This window comes from Alcaligenes parafaecalis, from assembly GCF_026344135.1.
Lineage (GTDB): Bacteria > Pseudomonadota > Gammaproteobacteria > Burkholderiales > Burkholderiaceae_B > Alcaligenes > Alcaligenes parafaecalis.
On record NZ_JAPKNA010000003.1, the window covers coordinates 491,013 to 512,302 of the forward strand.

A 21,290-nucleotide genomic window follows, 5' to 3' on the forward strand; every position below is an offset into this window, starting at 1 on the left:
CGCCATGACAAGTATTGAATTGATCCTGGCCTGTTTGCTGGGAGGCGCGCTTATTGGCTATGCCGGGGGCGTCCTGGGAATTGGCGGTGGCTTGTTGGCGATTCCGTTGCTGGGGCTGATTCTGGGTATGGACCAGCAAACGGCTCAAGGCACGGCCTTGATTATGGTGGTGCCCGCTGTCTTGTTGACCGTGCGCCAGTACCATCGCCGCAACCATATTGATTTTCGGCGGGCCGCGCTGGGGGCGATCTCCTCCATCATCTTTACCTGGTTGGGGGCGCGTCTGGCATTGGGTATGGACGCAGTCTTGCTGCGCCGTATCTATTCCGTGTTTGTAATGGCGATTGCCCTGTACTATTTCGACCAAAGTCTGGGCTTTTCCCGCCGACTGCGTAGTAGTACACGCCCACGCCCAGACCCCGAATCCTTCGGACAGGCTTGGTACATTGCTGTTGGCATGATGGCCGGTTTGGCCGGGGGCGTATTTGGGGTGGGTGGTGCTGTCCTGGTGGTGCCCTTCTTGACCAGTCGCATGGGTTACAGCCAAACGGGAGCACAAGGCCTGGCCTTGTCCATGATCATTCCTGGCACTCTGGTCGCTTTGGCGACCTACGCCTTCCATGGTCAGGCTACCTGGCAGGTCGGGATACCGATGGCAATAGGCAGCCTGATGCTGGTGCCTTTCGGGGTACGTCTGGCGTATCGCTTGCCCGAGAACCGCCTGAAGTTTATTTTTGCCTGCATGCTGGTACTGATCATGGCTTTGTTGCTGGCCCGTGCCTAAGGAGCTGCTGTGAACGCGACGCCCGAAACTGTTTACGCCTTGCCCGGTGGCGGCACTTTGTTAGCGCCGGAGCTGGCCAATCAACTGGACTTGGCACCCCAGGCTCTGCAAGCGTGGTTTGATGCAGCTTCCTACGGCGATCAGGCCAGTAAAGTCGGGCAGGGCGGTCGTCAGGCTGCCTGGTTTGTGAACGGGCCATTCGGGCAAGCGGTATTGCGTCATTACCGCCGTGGGGGGCTGGTGGCTCGCTTTAATGAGTCCACCTATCTGTGGCAAGGTGCCTCCCGTACTCGCAGTTGGCGAGAATTTCAGGTGATGTCTTATTTGCACAACAAGGGTTTGGCGGTGCCTAAAGTGCTGGCGGGCGCGTGGTGGCGGCAGGGTTTTTGGTACCATGCGGCCCTGATAAGCCAGCGGGTGCCCAATGTGCAGCCTTTGACTCTGTGCCTGGATCGTGCCTCCCCCGAAGCGGTCGCGCGCGAGATTGTCCGCATGCACCAATTCGAGGTTTGGCACGCTGACCTTAACGCCTACAATATTTTGCTGGATGCGAATGACAAAGTCTGGCTGATCGATTTTGACCGTGCACGACAGGGGCCAGTCAGCCCCGCCCAGGCGCTGGGGAATGTGCAACGTCTCAGACGATCTTTGCTCAAAGTGTGTGGGCCGCAGGGCGATCAGTGGTGGCAGCAGATGTTTTCTGCTTACCGTCACGAAACGCAGCGCTAATTACGACTACGGGCTTTAAAAAAGCTTTATCATCTCGCCTTTTGGGTTTTTCGCTTTCGATAGGAAGGGGACTCGTGATGTCTTTTGGGATGAACACACCACAGGTACTCGCCGGCCTGCTGGCCGCTGCTGCCATCATGCCTGTTGCACAGGCACAAAATCAGGTTGTTAACGTCTATAACTGGGCTGAATATACGGCCCCCGACACCTTGTCCGGCTTTCAGAAAGCCACGGGCATTACCGTGCGTTATGACGTTTACGACAATAACGACACCTTGCAAGCCAAGTTGTTGACGGGTAAATCGGGTTATGACGTGGTGGTTCCCTCCACGCATTACGCAGCGCGACAGATCGAAGGTGGTTTGTTCCAGAAGCTGGATAAGAGTCAGATTCCCAACTGGTCCCATCTGGACCCGGACATCATGGCCTTGCTCTCCGATGTGGACCCCGGTAATGAATACCTGATTCCCTGGGGCTACGGCACCAATGGCTTGGGCTACAACGTCACCAAAGTCAAAGAAATCATGGGTGAGCAGGTGGACCTGGGTAACTGGGACATGCTGTTCAAACCTGAAAATGCCGAGAAGCTGAAAGGCTGTGGTATCTCCATCCTGGACGAAGCCGCCCAGGTATTCCCGGCCGTGCTGCACTACATTGGCAAAGATCCCAACAGCAGCAATGAAGCTGATTACCGCGAGGCCCTGGACCTGCTCAAGCAGATCCGTCCTTACGTGCGTCAATTCAGCTCTTCCGGTTATATCGACGAGCTGGCTGCGGGTGATTTGTGCATGGTCTACGGATTCTCCGGCGATGTCATGATCTCGGCCGACCGTGCGCGTCAGGCGAAAAAGCCATACGCCATCGACTACTACATTCCGCAAGGCGGGGCGCCGGTCTGGTTTGACACCATGGCCATCCCCAAGAGCGCGAATAATGTGAAAGAGGCTCACGCCTTTATCAACTACATTGAAACGCCGGAAGTCCATGCCGCGATTACCAACACCATGTTCTACCCGAACGCCAATAAAGATGCGCGCGAGTTCGTGGTCAAGGAAGTGGCCGATAACCCCATGATTTACCCTTCGCCCGAAGTCTCCAAGACTTTGTTCGTCATCAAACCACAGCCATTGAAGGTGCAGCGTCTGCAAACGCGCCTGTGGGCTGAACTCAAGTCTGGACGTTAAGGCATCATGCAAGATATCCGTACCGGAACCTCGCCCTGGATGGACGGCGAGGATGCATTCGTACGTGTGGACGAAGTTGTCAAAATCTTCGGCGACACGGTGGCTGTTCAGTCCGTCAGTCTGGACGTAGCCCGTCACGAAATATTTGCACTGCTGGGCAGCTCGGGCAGTGGCAAGTCCACCTTGCTGCGCATGCTGGCAGGTTTTGAAGAGCCGACTTCCGGTCGGATTTACCTGGATAACGAGGACATTACCGACCTGCCGCCTTATCGGCGGCCGGTCAATATGATGTTTCAGTCCTATGCGCTGTTCCCGCACATGTCGGTCGAGGCCAATGTGGCCTTTGGCCTGAAGCAGGAAGGCGTGCCCCGCAATGAAATCCACGAGCGCGTGTTCGAGGCGCTGGATCTGGTGCAGATGGCGGGTTTCTCACGCCGCAAGCCCAATCAATTGTCGGGTGGTCAGCAACAGCGTGTTGCCCTGGCGCGTAGCCTGGTCAAACGTCCCAAGCTGCTCTTGCTGGACGAGCCCATGTCCGCCCTGGACAAGCAGATTCGTCAGAAAACCCAGATTGAACTAGTCAAGATTCTGGAGCGCGTGGGTGTGACCTGCATCATGGTGACCCACGACCAGGAAGAGGCCATGACCATGGCCAGCCGACTGGCCGTGATGTCAGACGGGCAGATCATCCAGTCCGGTACGCCTTACGACGTGTATTCCTTCCCGAACTCGCGCTTTGTGGCGGGCTTTATCGGTTCCACCAATCTGTTCACCGGCGTGGTGACGGTGGACGAGCCTGACCACGTTCATATCGAGTGCGAAGAATTAAGCCGACCCTTGTATGTCAGCCACGGAATCAGCGAACCGCTGGGCATGGACGTGTATGTGTCTGTCCGTCCCGAGCAGATCAAGGTGAGTCGTGAGTTGCCTTCCGAAGACACCAACTGGGGCCACGGCATTGTGACCCACGTGTCCTGGATGGGCAGCTACACCCGCTACCAGATTCGTCTGGATGCGGGCATGCTGATCGAAGCGCAAATGCCTAGTGGCACTTTGGCCCAGCCAGATGCTCCCGGCGTGGACGAAGAAGTCTACGTGTCCTGGTCCGACGACAGCGCAACGGTACTGAGCACATGAAGAACCTGTCCTGGCGCAAACTGCTGCCCACCAGTCGCACGCTGGTGGTCGCACCCACATTCCTGTGGATGATCCTGTTTCTGCTGGTGCCGTTTTTGCTCGTGTTCAAGATCAGTTTTGCCGATCTTGATTTCGGGGTGCCGCCGTATACGCCCTTGGCCCAGTTTGCCGAGGAAAGCATTTCCTTTGTCTTGAACCTGCGCGGCTATATTCTGCTGTTCAGCGACAATCTGTATTTGGCCACCTACGTCAGTTCGCTGAAGATGGCTGCTGTCACCACGATCTTTTGTATCCTGATCGGCTACCCGGTGGCTTACTACATTGCGCGGTCCTCTCCGGCCGTGCGCAGCCTGCTTTTACTGGCGGTGATTCTGCCGTTCTGGACCTCCATGCTGCTGCGCGTCTATGCCTGGGTAGGCATTTTGCGTGGTGATGGCCTGCTCAATCAGGTCTTGCTATGGATCGGGATTATTGATGCGCCGCTGGAAATCTACCGCACCGACCTGGCTGTCTATATCGGTTTGATCTACGCCTATCTGCCGTTTTTCATTCTGCCGCTGTACGCCAATCTGGTGAAGCTGGATATGCGCATGCTGGAAGCCGCTTACGATCTGGGCGCCCGTCCCTGGTCGGCCTTCTGGCATATCACTTTGCCCATGTCCATGTCCGGCGTGATTGCCGGTGCCATGCTGGTGTTTATCCCGGCAGTGGGCGAGTACGTGATTCCGGAAATGCTGGGCGGGGCCGATACCCTGATGATGGGGCGCGTCATGTGGACCGAGTTCTTCAATAACGCAGACTGGCCCATGGCCGCTGCCGTGACTTGCGTGATGGTCTTGCTGTTGATCATTCCTTTGATTTTCTTCCAGTACAGCCAGATGCGACAAATGGAAGCGCAACGGGGAGGCCGCTCATGACCAAGCCTAATCCTTGGCTGCGTGCCATCGTCCTGACAGTGGGCTTCGGTTTTCTATACATACCGATTCTGTTCCTGATCGTCTTTTCATTTAATGAATCGGCCATCATGACGTCCTGGTCGGGTTTTTCCTTCCGCTGGTACGAGTCCCTTTTTCAGGACAAGGCTTTGCTGAGCGCCGCCAAGCTTTCTTTCCTGATTGCTGTGCTGACCGCCACTATGGCCACCATTCTGGGTACCTGGGCCGCGTATGTGCTGGCCCGCATGGGGCGCTTCAAGGGCTTTGCTCTGTACATTGGTTTGGTCAGCGCACCGCTGGTCATTCCGGAAGTGGTGTTGGGCATTTCCCTGCTGCTGATGTTTGTGGAATTGAACTCCCTGTTTGGCTGGCCGGAACAGAACGGTATTTTCACGATCTGGGTCGGGCATGTAGTCTTGTGTACCGCCTATGCCACCGTGATTCTGCAATCGCGCATGCGTGAGCTGGATCGCTCCCAGGAAGAAGCGGCGCTGGATCTGGGCGCGACTCCCCTGAGAGCGTTTTTCCAGGTTGTCCTGCCTTCGATCGTACCGTCCTTGATGGCGGCCTGGTTGTTGGCCTTTACCCTGTCGCTGGACGATGTGGTGATTGCCTCCTTCCTGTCCGGTCCGGGCTTTACCACTTTGCCGGTGGAAGTGTTTTCGCGCGTACGCTTGGGCCTCAAGCCCGAGATCAACGCTTTGGCAACCCTGCTTATTCTGGTGATCGGTATTTTTGTGGTGGTTGCCAGTCGTTTGCAGGCACGCCGCGAGCGTCGCGCCTGATTGATAAGGAGTATTGCCGTGTTCACGATGTATGGTTTGAAAAATTGCAGCACCTGCCAAAAGGCGATGGCCTGGTTTGAGCAAAACGGTCTGCCCTTGAACTTTGTGGATTACCGCGAACATCCCTTGGACGCAGCCCGCTTGCAACAATGGGCGCAGGAGCTGGGTGGCTGGCCCAAGCTGGTCAACCGTGCATCCATGACCTGGCGTAATCTGCCTGCGGAACGTAATGAGCCCCAGGACGATGCCCAATGGTTGGCCTTGATTGCCGAGTTTCCAGCGCTGGTGCGCCGCCCCTTGCTGATTACGTCTGAGGGCGAGGCTAGCGTGGGTTTCAACGAAGGCAAGTTTGCCGCTCGTTTTCTTAAATAAACCAAGGGGGGCCAAGCCCCCCGATTCTTTTATATCTGCCATGTACACACAGTCCGAACTTAAACAACAGGTGGCCCAGGCCGCGGTTGACTACGTCCTTCCTTTCCTGACCCCTGATTCCATTCTGGGTGTGGGTACGGGTTCCACGGTGGATCTGTTTATTGATGCCTTGGCCGCACATAAACAGGCCTTCAAGGCTGCCGCCTCCAGCTCCGAGCGCTCGACGGCTCGCCTGCAAAGTCTGGGCATTGAAGTGCAAGACCTGAACACCATCGAACGCATGGATTGGTATGTGGACGGTGCCGACGAAATCGATGCGGCTCTGAACATGACCAAGGGCGGTGGCGGTGCACTGACCCGTGAAAAAATCGTGGCCTCGGTCTCGGACAAATTCCTGTGCATCGTGGACGACTCCAAGCTGGTTGAGCGCCTGGGTGCATTCCCTTTGCCCGTAGAAGTCATCCCCATGGCCAAGAACGCCGTGGCACGCCAGTTGCGTGCTTTGGGTGGCAATCCGGTGGAGCGTACGGGCTTTGTGACCGATAACGGTGGCCTGATTCTGGACGTGTCCGGTTTGTCGATTGCCGACCCCGCCGCTCTGGAAGCCCAGATCAACAATATGCCCGGTGTGGTGTGTTGTGGTCTGTTCGCGATTGCCCCGGCCAGCGTGGCTTTGATTGCCGGTCAACAGGGTGTGCGTACCCTGTCTGGTGACGGTTTCTGAATTTTAATGTCTCTGTCATAATCGGTGCTTAATCTATCCACGGATTAAGCGCTGGCGCGAGCCATTTTGCTGTTACAGAAGGCCACTATGAACGAACATACCAATAAGCAGTTTCACTCCGATCTGGAGGCCACCCGTTCGCTGTTCTTGCAGATGGGCGGTATTGTTGAATCTATGGTTCGCAGTGCGACCGAAGCCCTGCAAACTGGGGATATGTCGCTGGTTGACCAGGTTCGCGAGCGTGAAAAAGAAATCAACCGCCTGGAAGTGGAGATTGACGAGCGCATCACCAACCTGATCGCCCGTAATCAACCTACCGCCATTGACCTGCGTATGTTGCTGTCCATCTCCAAAATGCTGACCGATATGGAACGCTGCGGGGACGAGGCAGAGCGCATCGCCAAGATGGCTCGCCGTCTGCACGAAGGCACCGCTGGCTACGAGCCTGTGGTGGAGCTGCGTCACATGAGCTCTTCAGTTGCTGGCATGATCAATGATGTGCTGGACGCCTTCGCGCGCCAAGACGCCGTGCACGCGGCACAGATTGTGCGCAGCGACAAGGAAGTGGATCGTGAATGGAAGGGTTCGCTGCGTCACATCATCACTTACATGATTGAAGACCCACGCACGATCTCGCACTCCATTGACCTGATCTTTATCGCCCGTGCACTGGAGCGCATTGGTGACCACGCCAAGAATATGGCTGAACGTGTGATCTACATGGTACGTGGTGACGATGTGCGTCATACCGGTGTGAAGAACACCGAACGCACTGCACGTGGTGAGCCTTTGCCAGAACCAGAATCCGACGAAAAAATCTGATTCTGATCCAGGCCTTTTGGCTTCAAGCCCTGCATGATTTTATGCAGGGCTTGTTTGCTTTTGGAACGATGAAAAAGTAGCTGCTCTTTGATTGACGGACAGGACGAGGTCTCAGAAGCCTAAGCCATAGCCTTGCAGTGCTTGCCCAGGGTAGAACTGGGTGCGGACGGCGACTGCATCGTGCACCGTAATTGCCGCAGGCGAATCCAGCCAGGGCGGTGTCAGTGTGGGCATGGCCAGTAAAAAACCTTGTACGCCGTGCGCGCCAGATTGGCGAACGAACTCCAGATCAGCCTCGTCCTCTACGCCTTCAATCACCACATATGGGCAGTAATCGGCACAGACATTCACCAGGTTGCGTAGCAAGTGCGCAGGCTGTCCAGGGCTGCGTGCTCGCAGCAAAATAGAGCGATCAATCTTGATGATGTCGGCATGAGTCTGCGCCAGAAAGGCCAGGGTGCTATTGCCCGAGCCCGTATCATCCAGGGCAATCCGTACCCCTAAATTTTGTAGCTGGGCAATCAGCCGGAGTGCTGTCGGCTTGTGCGCAATCGTACCGGTTTCCGTGACTTCCAGAATCAGACGTTGGGCCACATCGGGACGGCTATCCAGATAGCTGAACAGGTCTTGCCACCACAAATCATCCTGCAAGGAACCGGCCGACAGATTGGCGCCCAGGCAAAGCGTGGGCTTAGTGCTTAACAGCTCAACCACACTTCCCAAGACGCTGCGATCGAGGCGGGAAATCAGTCCCAATCGCTCCAGGGCGGCAATGGCCTCGGGCAAGGCGTAGTCGGCCCCGCTGGGGTGGCGAATCAGCGCTTCTTCATAAAAGTCTTTGTTCTTGTGCTTGTCACTCAGGTGATAGAGCGGCTGAAAGGCCAGAGCCAGCAGACCGTTTTGCAAATCGTCCAGCATGCGGACCGCCAGGCACATATCGTCCCGGTAGGTCTTGGCCCAAACCTTGTGCCAGGAGGCCAGTGTCGCCGGATGATTGTGAGAGCAGGGGTTGGGAGCCGGAGGGTGAAGCAGGTCCGTGTCGTACTGACGGCTGTCGTAGTGGTAAGCCATCTGGGTATGCAGATAGATACGGTTTTCATCCTGAGTGATGGGGTCGCATTCCAGCGCTGCGCCCAGCAATTGGGCCAAGGCATTGGGATGGGTGCGCTGGAAGCGGCTCTGTTTACCCAAGTGCTTCAAGGCAATCAGGACAAAATCCCCCTGAATAAAGATCTCGTCTGCGCTTAGCCCGCAGTCCAGCAGCCTTTGTTGCACCGTATTCAGCACAAAAGCATGAAACTCGGACCCATACAAAGCCTGTAAGTAGCTGAGATTGACCAGCCACAGGCGTAAGTGGGTCGAGTACTGATCAATCTCGGGTAGGTCTAGGCGGCACATGAACTTCTTTTCCTGTGGGTAAAGCAAGTAAGCGGCTGCGCTGTACAGGGACACGGTAATGGGGGCGTACCGGGTTGCTCAGACAGGGCTTCGAGATAAAGCCCGTCCGGCCATTGGGTAGCTCAGCCAGTATTGGGTCGGCGTAGGGATAGACCAGGGTATGGCGGCTGCATTCTGGAAGGGTATGTCCCGACCAGCGTTATTCCTGTGTTTGTACGGCGCTCCACCCCTTGCCTGGGCACCCCACGCGTCCATCAAGCCAGCCGTGATTTTGTGCCTTAGGAGTGGGAATAACTGTAGAAAATACTCATTTCTTTTGATTTTTGACCAGTCGGAAACGAAAGTATCGTGATGCGTTTCATTTGTTTACGTATTGAGTGGCGCTTGCCGTGAAGGTGGCGATGCTGAAAGGGGGCTGAAAAAAAGCGCTGGAATAAAGAAACCCCTGAGTATGGAGGCCATGCTCAGGGGTTCAGGTGTTTGACCTGGAAGGGGGCTTAGGCGCTGGGAGCGGTAAAGCCGTCAGCCTCTACATCCTTGTCTTCAAACAGATACTGTTCCATCTGTTCTTTCAAATACGAGCGGGCACGGGCGTCAGCCAGGTTCAGGCGGTTTTCATTAACCAGACGGGTTTGCACATCCATCCAGTTGGCCCAGGCTTGTTTGGAGATCGAGTGCCAGATTTTGGTGCCCAGTTCACCGGGGTAGGGTGGAAACTCCAGGCCCTCGGCTTCCTGTTTCAGCTTCACACAGTGAATCATGCGTGCCATATGTGTTCCTTTTCAATCAAATTCTTGGATGGGCGTATTGTACTGAGGGGGGCAGGAGGGTCAAACCGGCTTACAGCTTTTTAATAAAGACCATGCTGTTGCGCGAACGGTTGTAATGCGATTGCTTGCCCTTGGGCAGATCCGAGACGCCGCCCTGTACAAAACCACGTTTGATAAACCAGTGCGAGGTGCGGGTCGTCAGGACAAACAGACGCTTGAAACCCGCCGCACGGGCTTTGGCTTCGGTGTGACGCAGCAAAATTTCGCCTTCGCCCGAGCCTTGCCATTCAGGATGCACGATAAGACAGGCCATCTCGGCCATGCTCTCTGCTTCGTAGGGAATCAGGGCGACACAGCCATAAATAATGCCGTCGTGCTCCAGAACCGTGAATTGCTCCACTTCCCGCTCAATGACAGAGCGGCCGCGTGGCACCAGCGTACCGTCGATCTCCAGGGGTTCAATCAACTGCACAATAGCCCCGACATCGTCCAGATTGGCCGGGCGCAAATCGTCCAGGGTGTCTTCTACCACCATGGTGCCCACCCCATCGTGGGTGAAGATTTCCAGCAAGATGCTGCCGTCTTGCTTGTAGGGCACCAGATGCGCACGGGCAATCCCGCGTTTGACCGCTTGCGAGGCATAGCGCAAGAAGGTGGAGCAGTCCTCGTCCAGCTTGCCCGAGGCCAGCAGGCCATCGGCATCGGCACGGGCCAGTTCCGAATCAATATCCAGATTATTGGAGTGGCCAATATGTTCAGGCGTCAGGAAAATCAGTTTTTCCGCACGCAGCGCAATCGCGGTGCTGGTGGCCAGATCTTCCATGTCCAGGGTAAAAGCCTCGCCAGTTGGGGAAAAACCCAAGGGGGAGAGTAGAATAAGCGCTCCTTGATTCATGATGACGCGCATGGCATCCACATCAAGTTTGCGCACCGAACCCGAATGCTTGAAGTCCAGGCCATCAATGACACCGACCGGACGCGCGGTTACAAAGTTGCCCGAAATAATGCGAATCTGGGCGTGTGACATGGGGGTGTTGGGCAAACCCTGGCTGAAGGCCGCTTCAATATCCAGGCGAATTTCACCGGCGGCTTCTTTGGCGCACTCCAGTGCGACGGCACTGGTGGGCTCGGTACCGCGACCAAATTGTGTGGTCTCGCCTTTCAGGCGCAGTTGCTCATTGACCTGCGGGCGTGAACCATGCACCAGCACCAGCTTGATGCCCAAGGCCGACAGCAGCGACAAATCCGGGATCAGGGTATAGAGCAGTCCATCGTTGATGAGCTCGCCCCCAAAGGCCACTACGAACGTCTTGCCACGAAAGTCGTGTACATAAGGCGCCACTTCCCTGAACCATCGCACAAATTGTGCCTGGGATTCATCCGGTGGTTCGATGGCGTTGTACGAGTCGGGGATGTCTGTGTTCATTGCGGGGGATCTTTGCGTCCAAATGGTTTCAAGCCAAAATTATAATGATGTCTGTACCAGAAACTACCTTTCATGCACGAGTCCGACGAATTGACTGAAAACCCACACTCTTTACCAACAATTTCCTACCCTGATGACCTGCCTGTCAGCGCCCGCCGGGCCGAAATTGCGCAGGCAATCAAAGACCATCAGGTGGTCATTGTGTGTGGTGAAACCGGCTCGGGCAAAACCACTCAATTACCCAAAATCTGTCTGGAGCTGGGCCGTGGCCTGCAGGGCAAGATTATTGGTCATACCCAGCCTCGTCGTCTGGCCGCTACCTCGGTGGCCAAACGTATCGCCCAGGAGCTGCAATCCGAGATTGGTGATTGGGTAGGGTACCAAATTCGCTTTAACGACAAGACCGGGCCACGTTCGGCCATCAAATTGATGACGGACGGGATTTTGCTGGCCGAGTCCCAGCGCGATCCCCTGTTAAGCCGCTACGACACCATCATTATTGACGAGGCCCATGAACGCAGTCTGAACATCGACTTCTTGCTGGGCTTTTTGAAGCAACTGTTGCCACGGCGTCGTGATCTGAAACTGATCATTACCTCGGCCACGATTGATGCCGACCGTTTTGCACAGCATTTTGCCCATAAGGGTAAAGCCGCTCCGGTCATTGAAGTCTCGGGCCGCCTGTACCCCGTCGATATTGTGTATCGCCCGATTCAGGATCCCTCTTTGGTGGATGCCGAAGAGCGTCGCTCCGCCTCGGAAGAAGAACGCGATTTGATGCAGGGCATTGTGGATGCGGTGCAGGAATGTGCGCGGCATGGCATGGGCGATATTCTGGTGTTTTTGCCCGGAGAGCGCGAAATTCGCGAAGCCACTGAAGCGCTGGAGAAAGAAAAACCCATCAATACCGTGATCCTGCCTTTGTTTGCGCGCCTGTCGCAAGCCGATCAGGAACGTATTTTCCGCCCCAAAGGGAATGCCCGCCGCGTCGTGCTGGCGACCAACGTGGCGGAAACCTCGCTGACGGTGCCGGGTATCCGCTTTGTGGTCGATAGCGGCCTGGCGCGGATCAAGCGCTATTCCTGGCGCAACAAGGTCGAGCAACTGCGTATTGAAGCGATCAGCCAGGCCTCGGCCAGCCAGCGGGCAGGGCGTTGCGGTCGTATTGGCCCCGGTATCTGTATTCGTCTTTATGACGAGCAGGACTTCAAGAGCCGTCCTCCCTTTACCGATCCCGAGATTCTGCGTTCCTCGCTGGCCTCGGTGATTCTGCGCATGAAGGCTCTGCATCTGGACGATGTGGAAACCTTCCCCTTTGTGGAACCGCCTACGGGCCGCGCGATTGCCGATGGTTATCAAATCCTGCAAGAGCTGGGTGCACTGGACGAACAGCAGCGCCTGACCAAGGTGGGTCGTTCTCTGGCCAAGCTGCCGGTCGACCCGCGCGTGGCTCGGATGATTCTGGCGGGCCATGAGCATCACTGTTTGACGGAAATGCTGATTGTGGCCTCGGCCATGTCGGTGCAAGACCCACGCGATCGTCCTGTGCACGAGCGGGAAGCGGCCAACCAGGCCCACGCTCGTTTCAATGACGACAAGTCCGAGTTCCTGTCCTATGTGAAGCTGTGGAACTGGCTGGAGGAACTGGGGCAAGAGCAAAGCTCGCAGCGCAAGTTTGCCAATAGCGTCAAACAGGCCCTGCTGTCACCCCTGCGGATTCGGGAGTGGCGTGATGTCCATACTCAATTGCGTAGCCTGGTGCAGGAACAGCATTGGGTGGCGAATCCTTCGGCGGCGACCTACGAGCAAGTGCATCTGGCGCTGTTGACGGGCTTGATCGGCAATATTGGCTACAAGAGCGAAGAAACCGGTATCTATCAAGGTACGCGTGAATTGCGCTTTGTAATTCACCCCGGTTCCAAACTGGTCAAGAAAGCAGGCCGCTGGATTCTGGCGGGCGAGCTGATGGAAACCACGCGCCTGTTTGCTCGTTGTGTGGCCCGTATCGAGCCGCAATGGATTGAAAAAGTCGGTGCCCATTTGCTGCGCAAAACATGGGGCGATCCGCGCTGGGAGAAAAAGGCCGGTCAGGTAGTGGCCAATGAACGTGCCACGCTGTATGGCTTGCTGATTTACAGTGGCCGACGCATTCACTTTGGCCGTATTGATCCGGCACAGTCTCGCGAGCTGTTTTTGCGCCAAGCGCTGGTGCCCGGCGAGATTGAGTCCAACCTGCCTTTCCTGCGTCATAACCGTCAGCAGATTCAGGCAGTTGAACGTCTGGAGCATCAATCGCGTCGCCCCGACATTCTGGTGGACGAGGAACTGATCTACGCGTTTTACGATCAGCGTATCCCGCAGGATGTGTACCAGACGGCCACGCTGGAAAAGTGGTTCAAGGGCTTGTCCAAAGAAGAGGCCAAAGGCCTGGAACTGAACCGCGACGAGCTGATGCAGCACGACGCAGCCGGTATCACCACTGAGGTCTTCCCGCGTTCCGTCGAATGGCAGGGCGTGAAGATGGCACTGGATTATCACTTCGAGCCGGGCTCGGTGCGCGATGGCGTCACCTTAAGCGTGCCCTTGTTTGCCCTGAATCAGATCGAGGCGGCTCGTTGCGAATGGCTGGTGCCCGGCATGCTGAAGGAAAAGGTGCTGGCCTTGTTGAAGTCCTTGCCGCAGCGGATTCGTCGTCATTGCGTGCCCTTGCCGGATTACGCTGCCGCCTTTCATCAACGCTGGTTTGAAAAAGCCTCCGATCCGGGCATGAGCCTGCTGGATGCGATTTCCCAGGATATGTGGCAACAGCTCAAGCAACGGCCCCAACGCAGCGATTTCAAGCCTGAAACCCTGGCGACCCACTTGTTCATGAACTTCCGGGTCATTGATGAGCATGGCCGCATGTTGTCCGGTGGGCGTAATCTGGATCAGCTCAAGGCCGAACATGGCCGTCAGGCCCAGGCGTCCTTCCAGCAGATGGCCGCCAGCGACGAGCAAGTAGCGCAAGTGCTGGATCACGAGCAACTGACTGGCTGGAGCTTTGGTGAGCTGCCGGAGCTCATGGAAATCAAGCGCAAAGGCCGCAGTTTTATTGGCTATCCGGCCTTGATCGACAAGAAAACCCATTGTGATCTGGACGTGTTTGACGACCCGGCCCAGGCCCAGCGCCAGCACCGTCAGGGTTTGCGCCGCTTGTTCCGTTTGGCCCTGCGCGAGCAAGTGCGCTTTCTGGAAAAGAACATTACGGATCTGACCCGTATCAGCATGCTGTACATCAATCTGGGGACGCAGGAACAATTGCGGGACCAGATTATTGATGTGGCCCTGGAGCAGTCCTGCATGATGGAGCCTTGGCCGAAAAACCAGGCCGAGTTTGAGGCACGAGCGCAAGAAGGTCGCAGTCGCTTGGGTCTGGTGGCCCAGGAAGTGGCGCGTCTGGCCGGACAGATTCTGAATGAGTGGAGTGCTGCCCAGAAGAAACTGGCACAAATCAAGGCACATCCCGAGGCCTTGAAAGACATACAGCAGCAATTGAATGCCCTGATGCCCACTTTGTTTTTGGAAAGTAACGAATACGCGCAGTTGGCGCATATGCCGCGCTACTTGAAGGCCGTACAAACTCGGGTGGACAAATTGCGTGCTGATCCGGCCCGCGATCAACGCTTGATGCAGGATATGTCAGTCCTGCTGATGAAGTACCAGCGTGCCGTGGCAGCGCTGAAAGGTGCGACCGATAGCGGTTTGCGGGACTTTCGCTGGATGCTGGAGGAGTTGCGCGTGTCCTTGTTTGCCCAGGAACTGCGCACCCCCATGCCCGTCTCGGTCAAGCGTCTGGAAAAAGCCTGGGCTGCCTTGCAGCGCTAGATTGTTTGTTATTTTGGTATTGGTCGGCAGGGGGCGGGTGATTGTGCGTTTGTTGTTCAGCGAGATGTGAACCAATCGAAACATATTGCCTGCCCTTATTCACCCTGAGCATCGCTTCAGGGTCACCAATGTCTATTGGCTTAAGTACAATTCCATCATGAGCGAAACCACCCCTTCTTTTGTCCATTTGCGATCCCACTCGGAGTTCTCCGTGGTGGACGGCATCGCCCGTATTCCCGAAATGATCAAAAAAGCGCAGGCCTATGGGCAGCCTGCATTGGCTTTGACGGATTTGTGCAACTTGTTTGGACAGATCAAGTTCTATACCTCGGCGCGTAAAGCCGGGCTGAAAGCCATCATGGGTTGTGATATTTGGCTGCAGAACGAGGAAGACCGCGAAAAGCCGTCACGCCTGCTTTTGCTGGTGCAAAACGAAGCGGGCTATTTAAGCCTGTGCGACATTCTGACCCGCGCCTGGCTGGGTAACCAATACAAGGGCCGTGCGGAAGTACAACGCGCCTGGCTGAAAGAATGCAGCGGCCTGATTGCCTTGTCCGGTGGACGCATGGGCGATGTGGGTCAGGCCCTGGCTGATGGTAATCTGGAGTTGGCGCGCGATTGTGCCCGCCACTGGCAGGACTTGTTCCCCGGCGCCTTTTACATCGAATTGCAACGCAGTGGCGCGGACGGCGACGAGTTGTACGTGCAGGCGGCAATGCGGGTGGCGGCTGATCTGGACTTGCCGGTGGTGGCCACGCACCCGATTCAATTTATTGCGCGTGACGATTTTCGCGCGCATGAAGTGCGGGTATGTATTGCCGAAGGCGAGCAATTGGCTAACCCCAAGCGCGTAAAACGCTTTACGCAGGAACAGTATTTTCTTAGCTCGGACGACATGCAGCAGCGTTTTGCCGATGTGCCTTCTGCACTGGAAAACACGCTGGAAATTGCCAAGCGCTGCAACCTGGAAATGGAACTGGGCAAACCTTATCTGCCGGATTTCCCTACGCCAGAAGGTATGTCACTGGGTGACTTCCTGATCCAGCAGGCTAAAGATGGGCTGGAAACTCGTCTGGTGCAGTTGTACGCCGACCCAGAAGAGCGCGAGAAACAGCGCCCCACCTACGAAGAGCGTTTGATGTGGGAGTGCAATACCATCATTTCCATGGGGTTCCCCGGCTACTTCCTGATCGTGGCGGACTTTATCAACTGGGGTAAACACAATGGTGTGCCGGTAGGACCGGGCCGGGGCTCGGGTGCGGGTTCCCTGGTGGCCTACAGCATGGGTATTACCGACCTGGACCCCTTGCGCTATGACTTGCTGTTCGAGCGTTTCCTGAACCCCGAGCGGGTTTCCATGCCTGACTTTGACGTGGACTTCTGCCAGGACAACCGCGAACGCGTGATTGACTACGTCAAACAGAAATATGGCCGTCAGGCCGTGAGCCAGATTGCCACCTTCGGTACCCTGGGCGCGAAAGCGGTGGTGCGTGACGTAGGCCGTGTGCTGGAGCTGCCCTACAGCCTGTGCGACGGCTTGTCCAAACTGATTCCCTTCAACCCCGCCGATCCCTGGACGCTGGAACGTGCGCTGGCTGATGAGCCTGCCTTCCGTGAGCGTTACGAGAACGACGAGGAAGTCAAAGCCCTGATCGACCTGGCCCGTCCTCTGGAAGGCCTGACTCGTAGCGTGGGCATGCACGCCGGGGGCGTCCTGATTGCGCCCGGCAAGCTGATTGATTTCTGCCCGTTGTATGCCCAGTCGGGCCCCGATGCCAACGCCGTGTCGCAATATGACAAGGACGACGTGGAGGCCGCTGGCCTGGTCAAGTTCGACTTTCTGGGGCTGCGCAACTTGACGATTCTGGACTGGGCCGTGCGCTATGTACGCCAGTTCAATGCGGACAAGCGTGATTTCGACATCATGGCTTTGCCGTTGGATGACGACGCTTCCTACAAGATTTTGTGCGAAGGCAATACTACCGCCGTGTTCCAGTTGGAATCGCGCGGGATGAAAGAGCTGCTGCGCAGCCTGCGACCTTCCACTTTTGAAGACATTATCGCCATGCTGGCCCTGTATCGTCCGGGGCCGCTGGAGTCGGGCATGGTGGTGGACTTCGTGAACCGGAAACACGGTCGCGCTGAAGTTGATTATTTCCACCCGGATCTGGAGAGCACGCTCAGCAGTACCTACGGGGTCATCGTCTATCAGGAACAGGTGATGCTGATCTCGCAGATTATTGGTGGCTATTCGCTGGGTGGCGCCGACTTGCTGCGTCGTGCCATGGGTAAGAAAAAGCCCGAGGAAATGGCCAAGCACCGCGTCTTGTTCGAGGAAGGGGCAGTTAAGAAAGGCCACGATCCCGAATTGGCGGTCAAGCTGTTTGACCTGATGGAAAAGTTTGCGGGTTACGGTTTTAACAAGAGTCACTCCGCTGCTTACGCACTGATTGCCTATCAAACCGCCTGGTTGAAGGCCCACCATCCGGCCGAGTTCCTGGCAGCGACCTTGTTGTCCGATATGGACGATACCGACAAGGTCCAGATTTTCTGGAAAGACGCGCTGGCTAACGGCGTGGAAGTCTTGCCGCCAGATATCAATGCGTCCAACTACCGTTTTGAGCCTGTTCAAGACAGCTACACCGAAAAAGGCTTGCCCCCTCGCACCATGCGTTTTGGTTTGGGTGCGGTCAAAGGTACTGGGCAAGCTGCGGTTGAAGCGATTGTGCAGGCTCGTAAAGAAGGCGGACCTTACTCCAGCCTGTTTGACTTCTGCCGTCGTGTGGATCGTCATCAGGTGAACAAACGCACTATCGAAGCCTTGGTGCGTGCGGGTGCCTTTGATTCTATCGACGAGAACCGGGCCGCCTTGCTGGCCAGTATTGGTGCGGCGACAGAAGCGGCTGATCAAGCCGAGCGCAGTGCCAATCAGTCCTCTCTGTTTGCTGACGACTCCAACGACATTGTGGAAGGCGAGGTGGCTAAAGTTGCCCCCTGGAGCCTGCAAGATCGTTTGCGTCAGGAAAAAACCGCGCTGGGCTTTTACTTTAGCGGCCACTTGTTTGATGCCTGGCGTGACGAAGTTCGTCGTTTTGCGCCTACGCCCCTGGCCCGTCTGGAAGCCTCGCGCAGCCCGCAATGGTTTGCTGGCGTGCTGTCGGCCGTTCGTGTGCGCATGACTCGTCGCGGCAAGATGTTGTACGCCATGCTGGACGATGGTTCGGCTCAGTTGGAAGTCGCTATCTTCAACGAGCTGTTTGAAGAACACCGTCAACGTCTGAAAGAAGACCAGTTGATCATCATTCAGGGCAAGGTCAGCAACGACGACTACACCGGTGGTCTGCGTATCAATGCCGATTCGATTTTTGATCTGCAGTTGGCCCGTGAAGCGCGTGCCAGTTGCTTGAGCATTGCTTTGAATAACAATGCGGACGCGCAGCGTTTGCAAGCCTTGCTGGCGCCGCATCGCGCCGAGCAGCAGGGCGGTGTCCCGGTAGAGGTGCAGTTGCAACGCCCTGATTACGAATGTGTGGTGCAGCTAGGCCCACAATGGCGTGTTCGTCTGGCTGATTCCTTGCTGGAGCAGTTGGAAGGCTGGGATGCCACACACGAGGTGGAGATCAGCTACCGATGAAGCCCTTGCGCATTTTGCACTCGGAAGCAGCCACCAGCTTTGGCGGTCAGGAAAATTACATCCTGCGTGCCATGCGTATCTTGCGTGAGCGTGGGCACCAGGTGGAGGCCGCGTGCCAGCCTCATGCCCAGCTTACCGAGCGTTTGCGTGATGAGGGCTTTGTGGTCCACACCCTCTTGATGGATGGCCCGGCCAACTATATGCGCGGCGTGCGTCAATTGCGTGGCGTTCTGCGTCAGGGCAAGTTTGATGTGCTCAATAGCCATAGCCGCCGGGACACCATGCTGGCCGGGGTGGCAGGGCGCTTGGCGGGGACACCGCTGATTGTGCGTACTCGCCATCTGGCCAAGAAAGTCGGCTCGTTGATGTCGTACACCATCGTGCCCAAACGGGTGATTACGCCCAGCGACTATGTGCGTGATCATCTGATTGAGCGCGGAGTGAAGCCCGAGCATGTGCGGGTGGTCTACCCCTGTGTGGACCCCAGTGTGCTTGATTCAGCCCCTGCTCTGGATCTGCGTGCCGAGCTGGGTTTGGCGTCGGATACCTTGCTGGTAGGCTGTATCGCTGTGTTGCGGCGTGAAAAAGGCCATCATGAACTGATCGCTGCCATGCAGCCTTTGTTTGCCCAGTATCCCCAACTGCATCTGGTGCTGGTGGGGGGCGGTTCGCCCGGCTACGAACAGCTACAGGCCTTGATTGCTGAGTCTGGCTTGCAGGGCAGGGTGCATTTATTGGGTGCGCGCTCGGATGTACCATCGATTCTGCCCAATCTGGATATTTTTGCTCTGGCGACCCATATGGAAGCGTCGGGCACTGTGTTTGTTGAAGCCGGTAGCGCTGGCATTCCTGTGCTGGGCAGTCGCGTAGGCGGTGTGCCGGAGATGATGCAGGAAGGCCGCAGTGGTTTTCTGGCGGATTTGCACGATCCTCAGCAGTGGCGTGCCGCTTTGGAAAAATTGATTCAAAGCCCCGAGCTGCGTCAGGAAATGGGGGCTGCAGGCCGCTTGTTCTGCCGTAGCGACGAGCGCTTTACCCCGCTTGCCATGGGCGACCGGCTGGAAGGCGCGTACTACGCTTGGTTAAAGGAGCTTCAGGGATGAAAGTGGCCAGCACTGTGCCTGTCATGATGTACCACCATGTCACCCCGGAAGGGGGCATGATCAATGCCAGTCCCGAGCATTTCGAGCAGCATTTGCAATGGTTGAAAAAGCACGGCTGGACCAGCCTGAGCACCGAGCAGTTTGTGGGCCATTTGCAAGGGCAGGGCGTACCCCCCAAATCGGTACTGATCACTTTTGATGATGGCTACCTGGACAATTGGGTCTATGCCTACCCTTTGCTGAAAAAATATGGTTTCAATGCCGTGATCTTTCTGGTGACAGACTGGATCAAGGACGGTCCGGTACGCCCTTATCTGGGGCAAGGCCAGGACGTACCTGAATGTCCGGTGCACCGCGAATGTGAAGCGCGTATCGAACAAGGTCGCAGCGATGAGGTGATTTTGCGTTGGAGTGAAATCCACGCCATGCAGGCCGATGGTGTGTTTGAGTTCCACAGCCATACCCATACGCATACCCGCTGGGATTTAAGCGATCAACACGATCAAAAAAATGACAAGATGCGCTGGGAGTTGGAGCAGTCGCGCAAGATCCTGAAGGCCAATATGGGCACGGTCTCGGATCAGTTGTGCTGGCCCCAAGGCTATTTTGATCCTGATTACGTGCAGATCGCGCAGCAAGCGGGTTTCCGCTACCTGTATACGACACGCGCCTTTGGCTCTAATCAGCCCGGCAGCGATCCCTTGCATATTTATCGTTTTGCCGTGCGCGATACCACGGGCGTATCGGTAGGCCGCAGGCTGAACGTAGCGGTACACCCCGTGATCGGTCCGATTTTTAATAGGTGGAAAGCATGGCGTCGTCGTCAACGACAGAAGTAGAGCACAACGCAGCGTCTGGCTCTGGCAAGCGCCTGTCCGTTATTTTGATTACCAAGAACGAGCAGGCGCATATTCGTGCTTGCCTGGAGTCCGTGGCTTTTGCGGACGAAATCATTGTGGTGGATTCGGGCAGTACCGACGATACCGTGGAAATTGCCCGTTCCATGGGGGCACAGGTCAGCATTACCCCGGATTGGCCCGGTTTTGGTCCTCAGAAGAACCGTGCCCTGGATCAGGCGACCGGTGATTGGGTGCTGTCCATCGATGCCGATGAACGTGTCACGCCCGAATTGGCTCAGTTGATTCAGCAGGAAATGGCCCAGCCACGCGGGACAGCCTACCGGATCGCCCGCCTGTCAGAATTTGCTGGCCGCTGGATGCGCCATAGCGGTTGGTGGCCAGACCGGGTCTTGCGCCTGTTCAAGCGCGGTACAGCCCGCTTTAACGACGCGAAAGTACATGAAAGCGTGCAGACTGAGCACCCCATCCTGATTCTGGATGGTCATTTTCTGCATTTCCCCTACGCCAGCCTCGAAGTCTTTATCGACAAAATCAACCGTTACTCCTCGGATGCGGCGCGCCAAATGCAGGCCAAGGGCAAAACCACCAGCCTGCCTGGTATTGCCGGTCATGCCAGTTGGACCTTTGTGCGTCACTACTTGGTTCGACGCGGTTTTCTGGATGGCCCGCAAGGTTTCATTCTGGCGTGTATGGCCGCTTCGGGCAGCCTGTTTCGTTATAGTAAGCTCTGGTATTACACCCGTCAGAAGTCAGATTAGCCCCT

Annotated in this window: 17 protein-coding genes; 14 read left to right on the forward strand and 3 right to left on the reverse strand. The window is 56.4% G+C overall.

Annotated features, from left to right (window positions below; translation table 11 throughout):
* The first annotated feature begins 4 nt into the window (after positions 1-4).
* From OSH09_RS12760 to phoU, 9 genes are all read left to right on the forward strand, one after another.
* On the forward strand, positions 5-784 hold the full coding sequence (locus OSH09_RS12760; protein ID WP_266121166.1) for a sulfite exporter TauE/SafE family protein: 780 nt from the start codon (positions 5-7) through the stop codon (positions 782-784).
* A gap of 9 nt (positions 785-793) precedes the next feature.
* Positions 794-1,513, forward strand: a complete 720-nt coding sequence (locus OSH09_RS12765) for a 3-deoxy-D-manno-octulosonic acid kinase (RefSeq protein ID WP_222667417.1) — start codon at positions 794-796, stop codon at positions 1,511-1,513.
* Positions 1,514-1,590: 77 nt separating this feature from the next.
* Entirely contained in the window at positions 1,591-2,697 is a 1,107-nt protein-coding gene (locus OSH09_RS12770) for a polyamine ABC transporter substrate-binding protein (RefSeq protein WP_060185758.1), read from the forward strand.
* Positions 2,698-2,703: 6 nt separating this feature from the next.
* On the forward strand, positions 2,704-3,834 hold the full coding sequence (locus tag OSH09_RS12775) for an ABC transporter ATP-binding protein (RefSeq protein ID WP_207873687.1): 1,131 nt from the start codon (positions 2,704-2,706) through the stop codon (positions 3,832-3,834).
* Complete coding sequence (locus OSH09_RS12780) at positions 3,831-4,751, forward strand: ABC transporter permease subunit (RefSeq protein WP_266121167.1); 921 nt, start codon at positions 3,831-3,833, stop codon at positions 4,749-4,751. The genes OSH09_RS12775 and OSH09_RS12780 overlap by 4 nt, the downstream gene beginning before the upstream one ends.
* Positions 4,748-5,554, forward strand: coding sequence for an ABC transporter permease subunit (locus tag OSH09_RS12785; RefSeq protein WP_266121168.1), 807 nt, complete (start codon positions 4,748-4,750; stop codon positions 5,552-5,554). Before OSH09_RS12780 ends, OSH09_RS12785 begins: the two co-directional genes overlap by 4 nt.
* 27 nt (positions 5,555-5,581) lie before the next feature.
* The gene (locus OSH09_RS12790; RefSeq protein ID WP_376912350.1) at positions 5,582-5,926 is read left to right on the forward strand and encodes a Spx/MgsR family RNA polymerase-binding regulatory protein; all 345 of its coding nucleotides are present in this window, start codon (positions 5,582-5,584) and stop codon (positions 5,924-5,926) included.
* Between the two features lie 40 nt (positions 5,927-5,966).
* Positions 5,967-6,650 (forward strand): ribose-5-phosphate isomerase RpiA, encoded by a 684-nt coding sequence (rpiA, locus tag OSH09_RS12795; protein ID WP_207873690.1) that lies wholly within the window; start codon positions 5,967-5,969, stop codon positions 6,648-6,650.
* Between the two features lie 87 nt (positions 6,651-6,737).
* A complete protein-coding gene (gene phoU, locus OSH09_RS12800) occupies positions 6,738-7,472 on the forward strand; it encodes a phosphate signaling complex protein PhoU (protein ID WP_266121169.1) in 735 nt (244 codons plus the stop codon).
* 111 nt (positions 7,473-7,583) lie between these two features.
* On the opposite strand, the gene OSH09_RS12805 is transcribed toward phoU, so the two are convergent.
* From OSH09_RS12805 to argA, 3 genes are all read right to left on the reverse strand, one after another.
* On the reverse strand, positions 7,584-8,870 hold the full coding sequence (locus OSH09_RS12805) for an EAL domain-containing protein (RefSeq protein ID WP_266121170.1): 1,287 nt from the start codon (positions 8,868-8,870) through the stop codon (positions 7,584-7,586).
* A 497-nt stretch (positions 8,871-9,367) separates the two neighbouring features.
* A complete protein-coding gene (locus OSH09_RS12810; RefSeq protein WP_207873693.1) occupies positions 9,368-9,640 on the reverse strand; it encodes an oxidative damage protection protein in 273 nt (90 codons plus the stop codon).
* A gap of 70 nt (positions 9,641-9,710) precedes the next feature.
* Positions 9,711-11,066 carry an amino-acid N-acetyltransferase gene (gene argA, locus OSH09_RS12815; protein WP_207873694.1) on the reverse strand — a complete coding sequence of 452 codons (1,356 nt, stop codon included), beginning with the start codon at positions 11,064-11,066 and terminating at the stop codon, positions 9,711-9,713.
* Positions 11,067-11,138: 72 nt separating this feature from the next.
* Between argA and hrpA the strand changes: the two genes are divergently transcribed.
* The 5 genes from hrpA to OSH09_RS12840 all read left to right on the forward strand — a co-directional run bounded on the left by hrpA (position 11,139) and on the right by OSH09_RS12840 (position 21,285).
* A complete protein-coding gene (gene hrpA, locus OSH09_RS12820) occupies positions 11,139-14,930 on the forward strand; it encodes an ATP-dependent RNA helicase HrpA (protein WP_266121171.1) in 3,792 nt (1,263 codons plus the stop codon).
* Positions 14,931-15,087: 157 nt separating this feature from the next.
* Positions 15,088-18,564: a DNA polymerase III subunit alpha gene (gene dnaE, locus OSH09_RS12825; RefSeq protein WP_266121172.1), complete on the forward strand. Its 3,477-nt coding sequence runs from the start codon at positions 15,088-15,090 to the stop codon at positions 18,562-18,564.
* Positions 18,561-19,667, forward strand: a complete 1,107-nt coding sequence (locus OSH09_RS12830) for a glycosyltransferase family 4 protein (protein WP_266121173.1) — start codon at positions 18,561-18,563, stop codon at positions 19,665-19,667. The genes dnaE and OSH09_RS12830 overlap by 4 nt, the downstream gene beginning before the upstream one ends.
* On the forward strand, positions 19,664-20,506 hold the full coding sequence (locus OSH09_RS12835) for a polysaccharide deacetylase family protein (protein ID WP_266121174.1): 843 nt from the start codon (positions 19,664-19,666) through the stop codon (positions 20,504-20,506). Before OSH09_RS12830 ends, OSH09_RS12835 begins: the two co-directional genes overlap by 4 nt.
* Entirely contained in the window at positions 20,479-21,285 is an 807-nt protein-coding gene (locus OSH09_RS12840; RefSeq protein WP_266121175.1) for a glycosyltransferase family 2 protein, read from the forward strand. Before OSH09_RS12835 ends, OSH09_RS12840 begins: the two co-directional genes overlap by 28 nt.
* The last annotated feature ends 5 nt before the right edge of the window (positions 21,286-21,290 follow it).

Excerpts from the sequence above, each read along its gene's own strand:
- OSH09_RS12760 (WP_266121166.1), top strand. The coding sequence starts at position 5 with ATGACAAGTATTGAATTGATCCTGGCCTGTTTGCTGGGAGGCGCGCTT.
- OSH09_RS12770 (WP_060185758.1), top strand. The coding sequence starts at position 1,591 with ATGTCTTTTGGGATGAACACACCACAGGTACTCGCCGGCCTGCTGGCC.
- OSH09_RS12775 (WP_207873687.1), top strand. The coding sequence starts at position 2,704 with ATGCAAGATATCCGTACCGGAACCTCGCCCTGGATGGACGGCGAGGAT.
- OSH09_RS12780 (WP_266121167.1), top strand. The coding sequence starts at position 3,831 with ATGAAGAACCTGTCCTGGCGCAAACTGCTGCCCACCAGTCGCACGCTG.
- OSH09_RS12785 (WP_266121168.1), top strand. The coding sequence starts at position 4,748 with ATGACCAAGCCTAATCCTTGGCTGCGTGCCATCGTCCTGACAGTGGGC.
- OSH09_RS12790 (WP_376912350.1), top strand. The coding sequence starts at position 5,582 with ATGTATGGTTTGAAAAATTGCAGCACCTGCCAAAAGGCGATGGCCTGG.
- rpiA (WP_207873690.1), top strand. The coding sequence starts at position 5,967 with ATGTACACACAGTCCGAACTTAAACAACAGGTGGCCCAGGCCGCGGTT.
- phoU (WP_266121169.1), top strand. The coding sequence starts at position 6,738 with ATGAACGAACATACCAATAAGCAGTTTCACTCCGATCTGGAGGCCACC.
- OSH09_RS12805 (WP_266121170.1), bottom strand. The coding sequence starts at position 8,870 with ATGTGCCGCCTAGACCTACCCGAGATTGATCAGTACTCGACCCACTTA.
- OSH09_RS12810 (WP_207873693.1), bottom strand. The coding sequence starts at position 9,640 with ATGGCACGCATGATTCACTGTGTGAAGCTGAAACAGGAAGCCGAGGGC.
- argA (WP_207873694.1), bottom strand. The coding sequence starts at position 11,066 with ATGAACACAGACATCCCCGACTCGTACAACGCCATCGAACCACCGGAT.
- hrpA (WP_266121171.1), top strand. The coding sequence starts at position 11,139 with ATGCACGAGTCCGACGAATTGACTGAAAACCCACACTCTTTACCAACA.
- dnaE (WP_266121172.1), top strand. The coding sequence starts at position 15,088 with ATGAGCGAAACCACCCCTTCTTTTGTCCATTTGCGATCCCACTCGGAG.
- OSH09_RS12830 (WP_266121173.1), top strand. The coding sequence starts at position 18,561 with ATGAAGCCCTTGCGCATTTTGCACTCGGAAGCAGCCACCAGCTTTGGC.
- OSH09_RS12835 (WP_266121174.1), top strand. The coding sequence starts at position 19,664 with ATGAAAGTGGCCAGCACTGTGCCTGTCATGATGTACCACCATGTCACC.
- OSH09_RS12840 (WP_266121175.1), top strand. The coding sequence starts at position 20,479 with ATGGCGTCGTCGTCAACGACAGAAGTAGAGCACAACGCAGCGTCTGGC.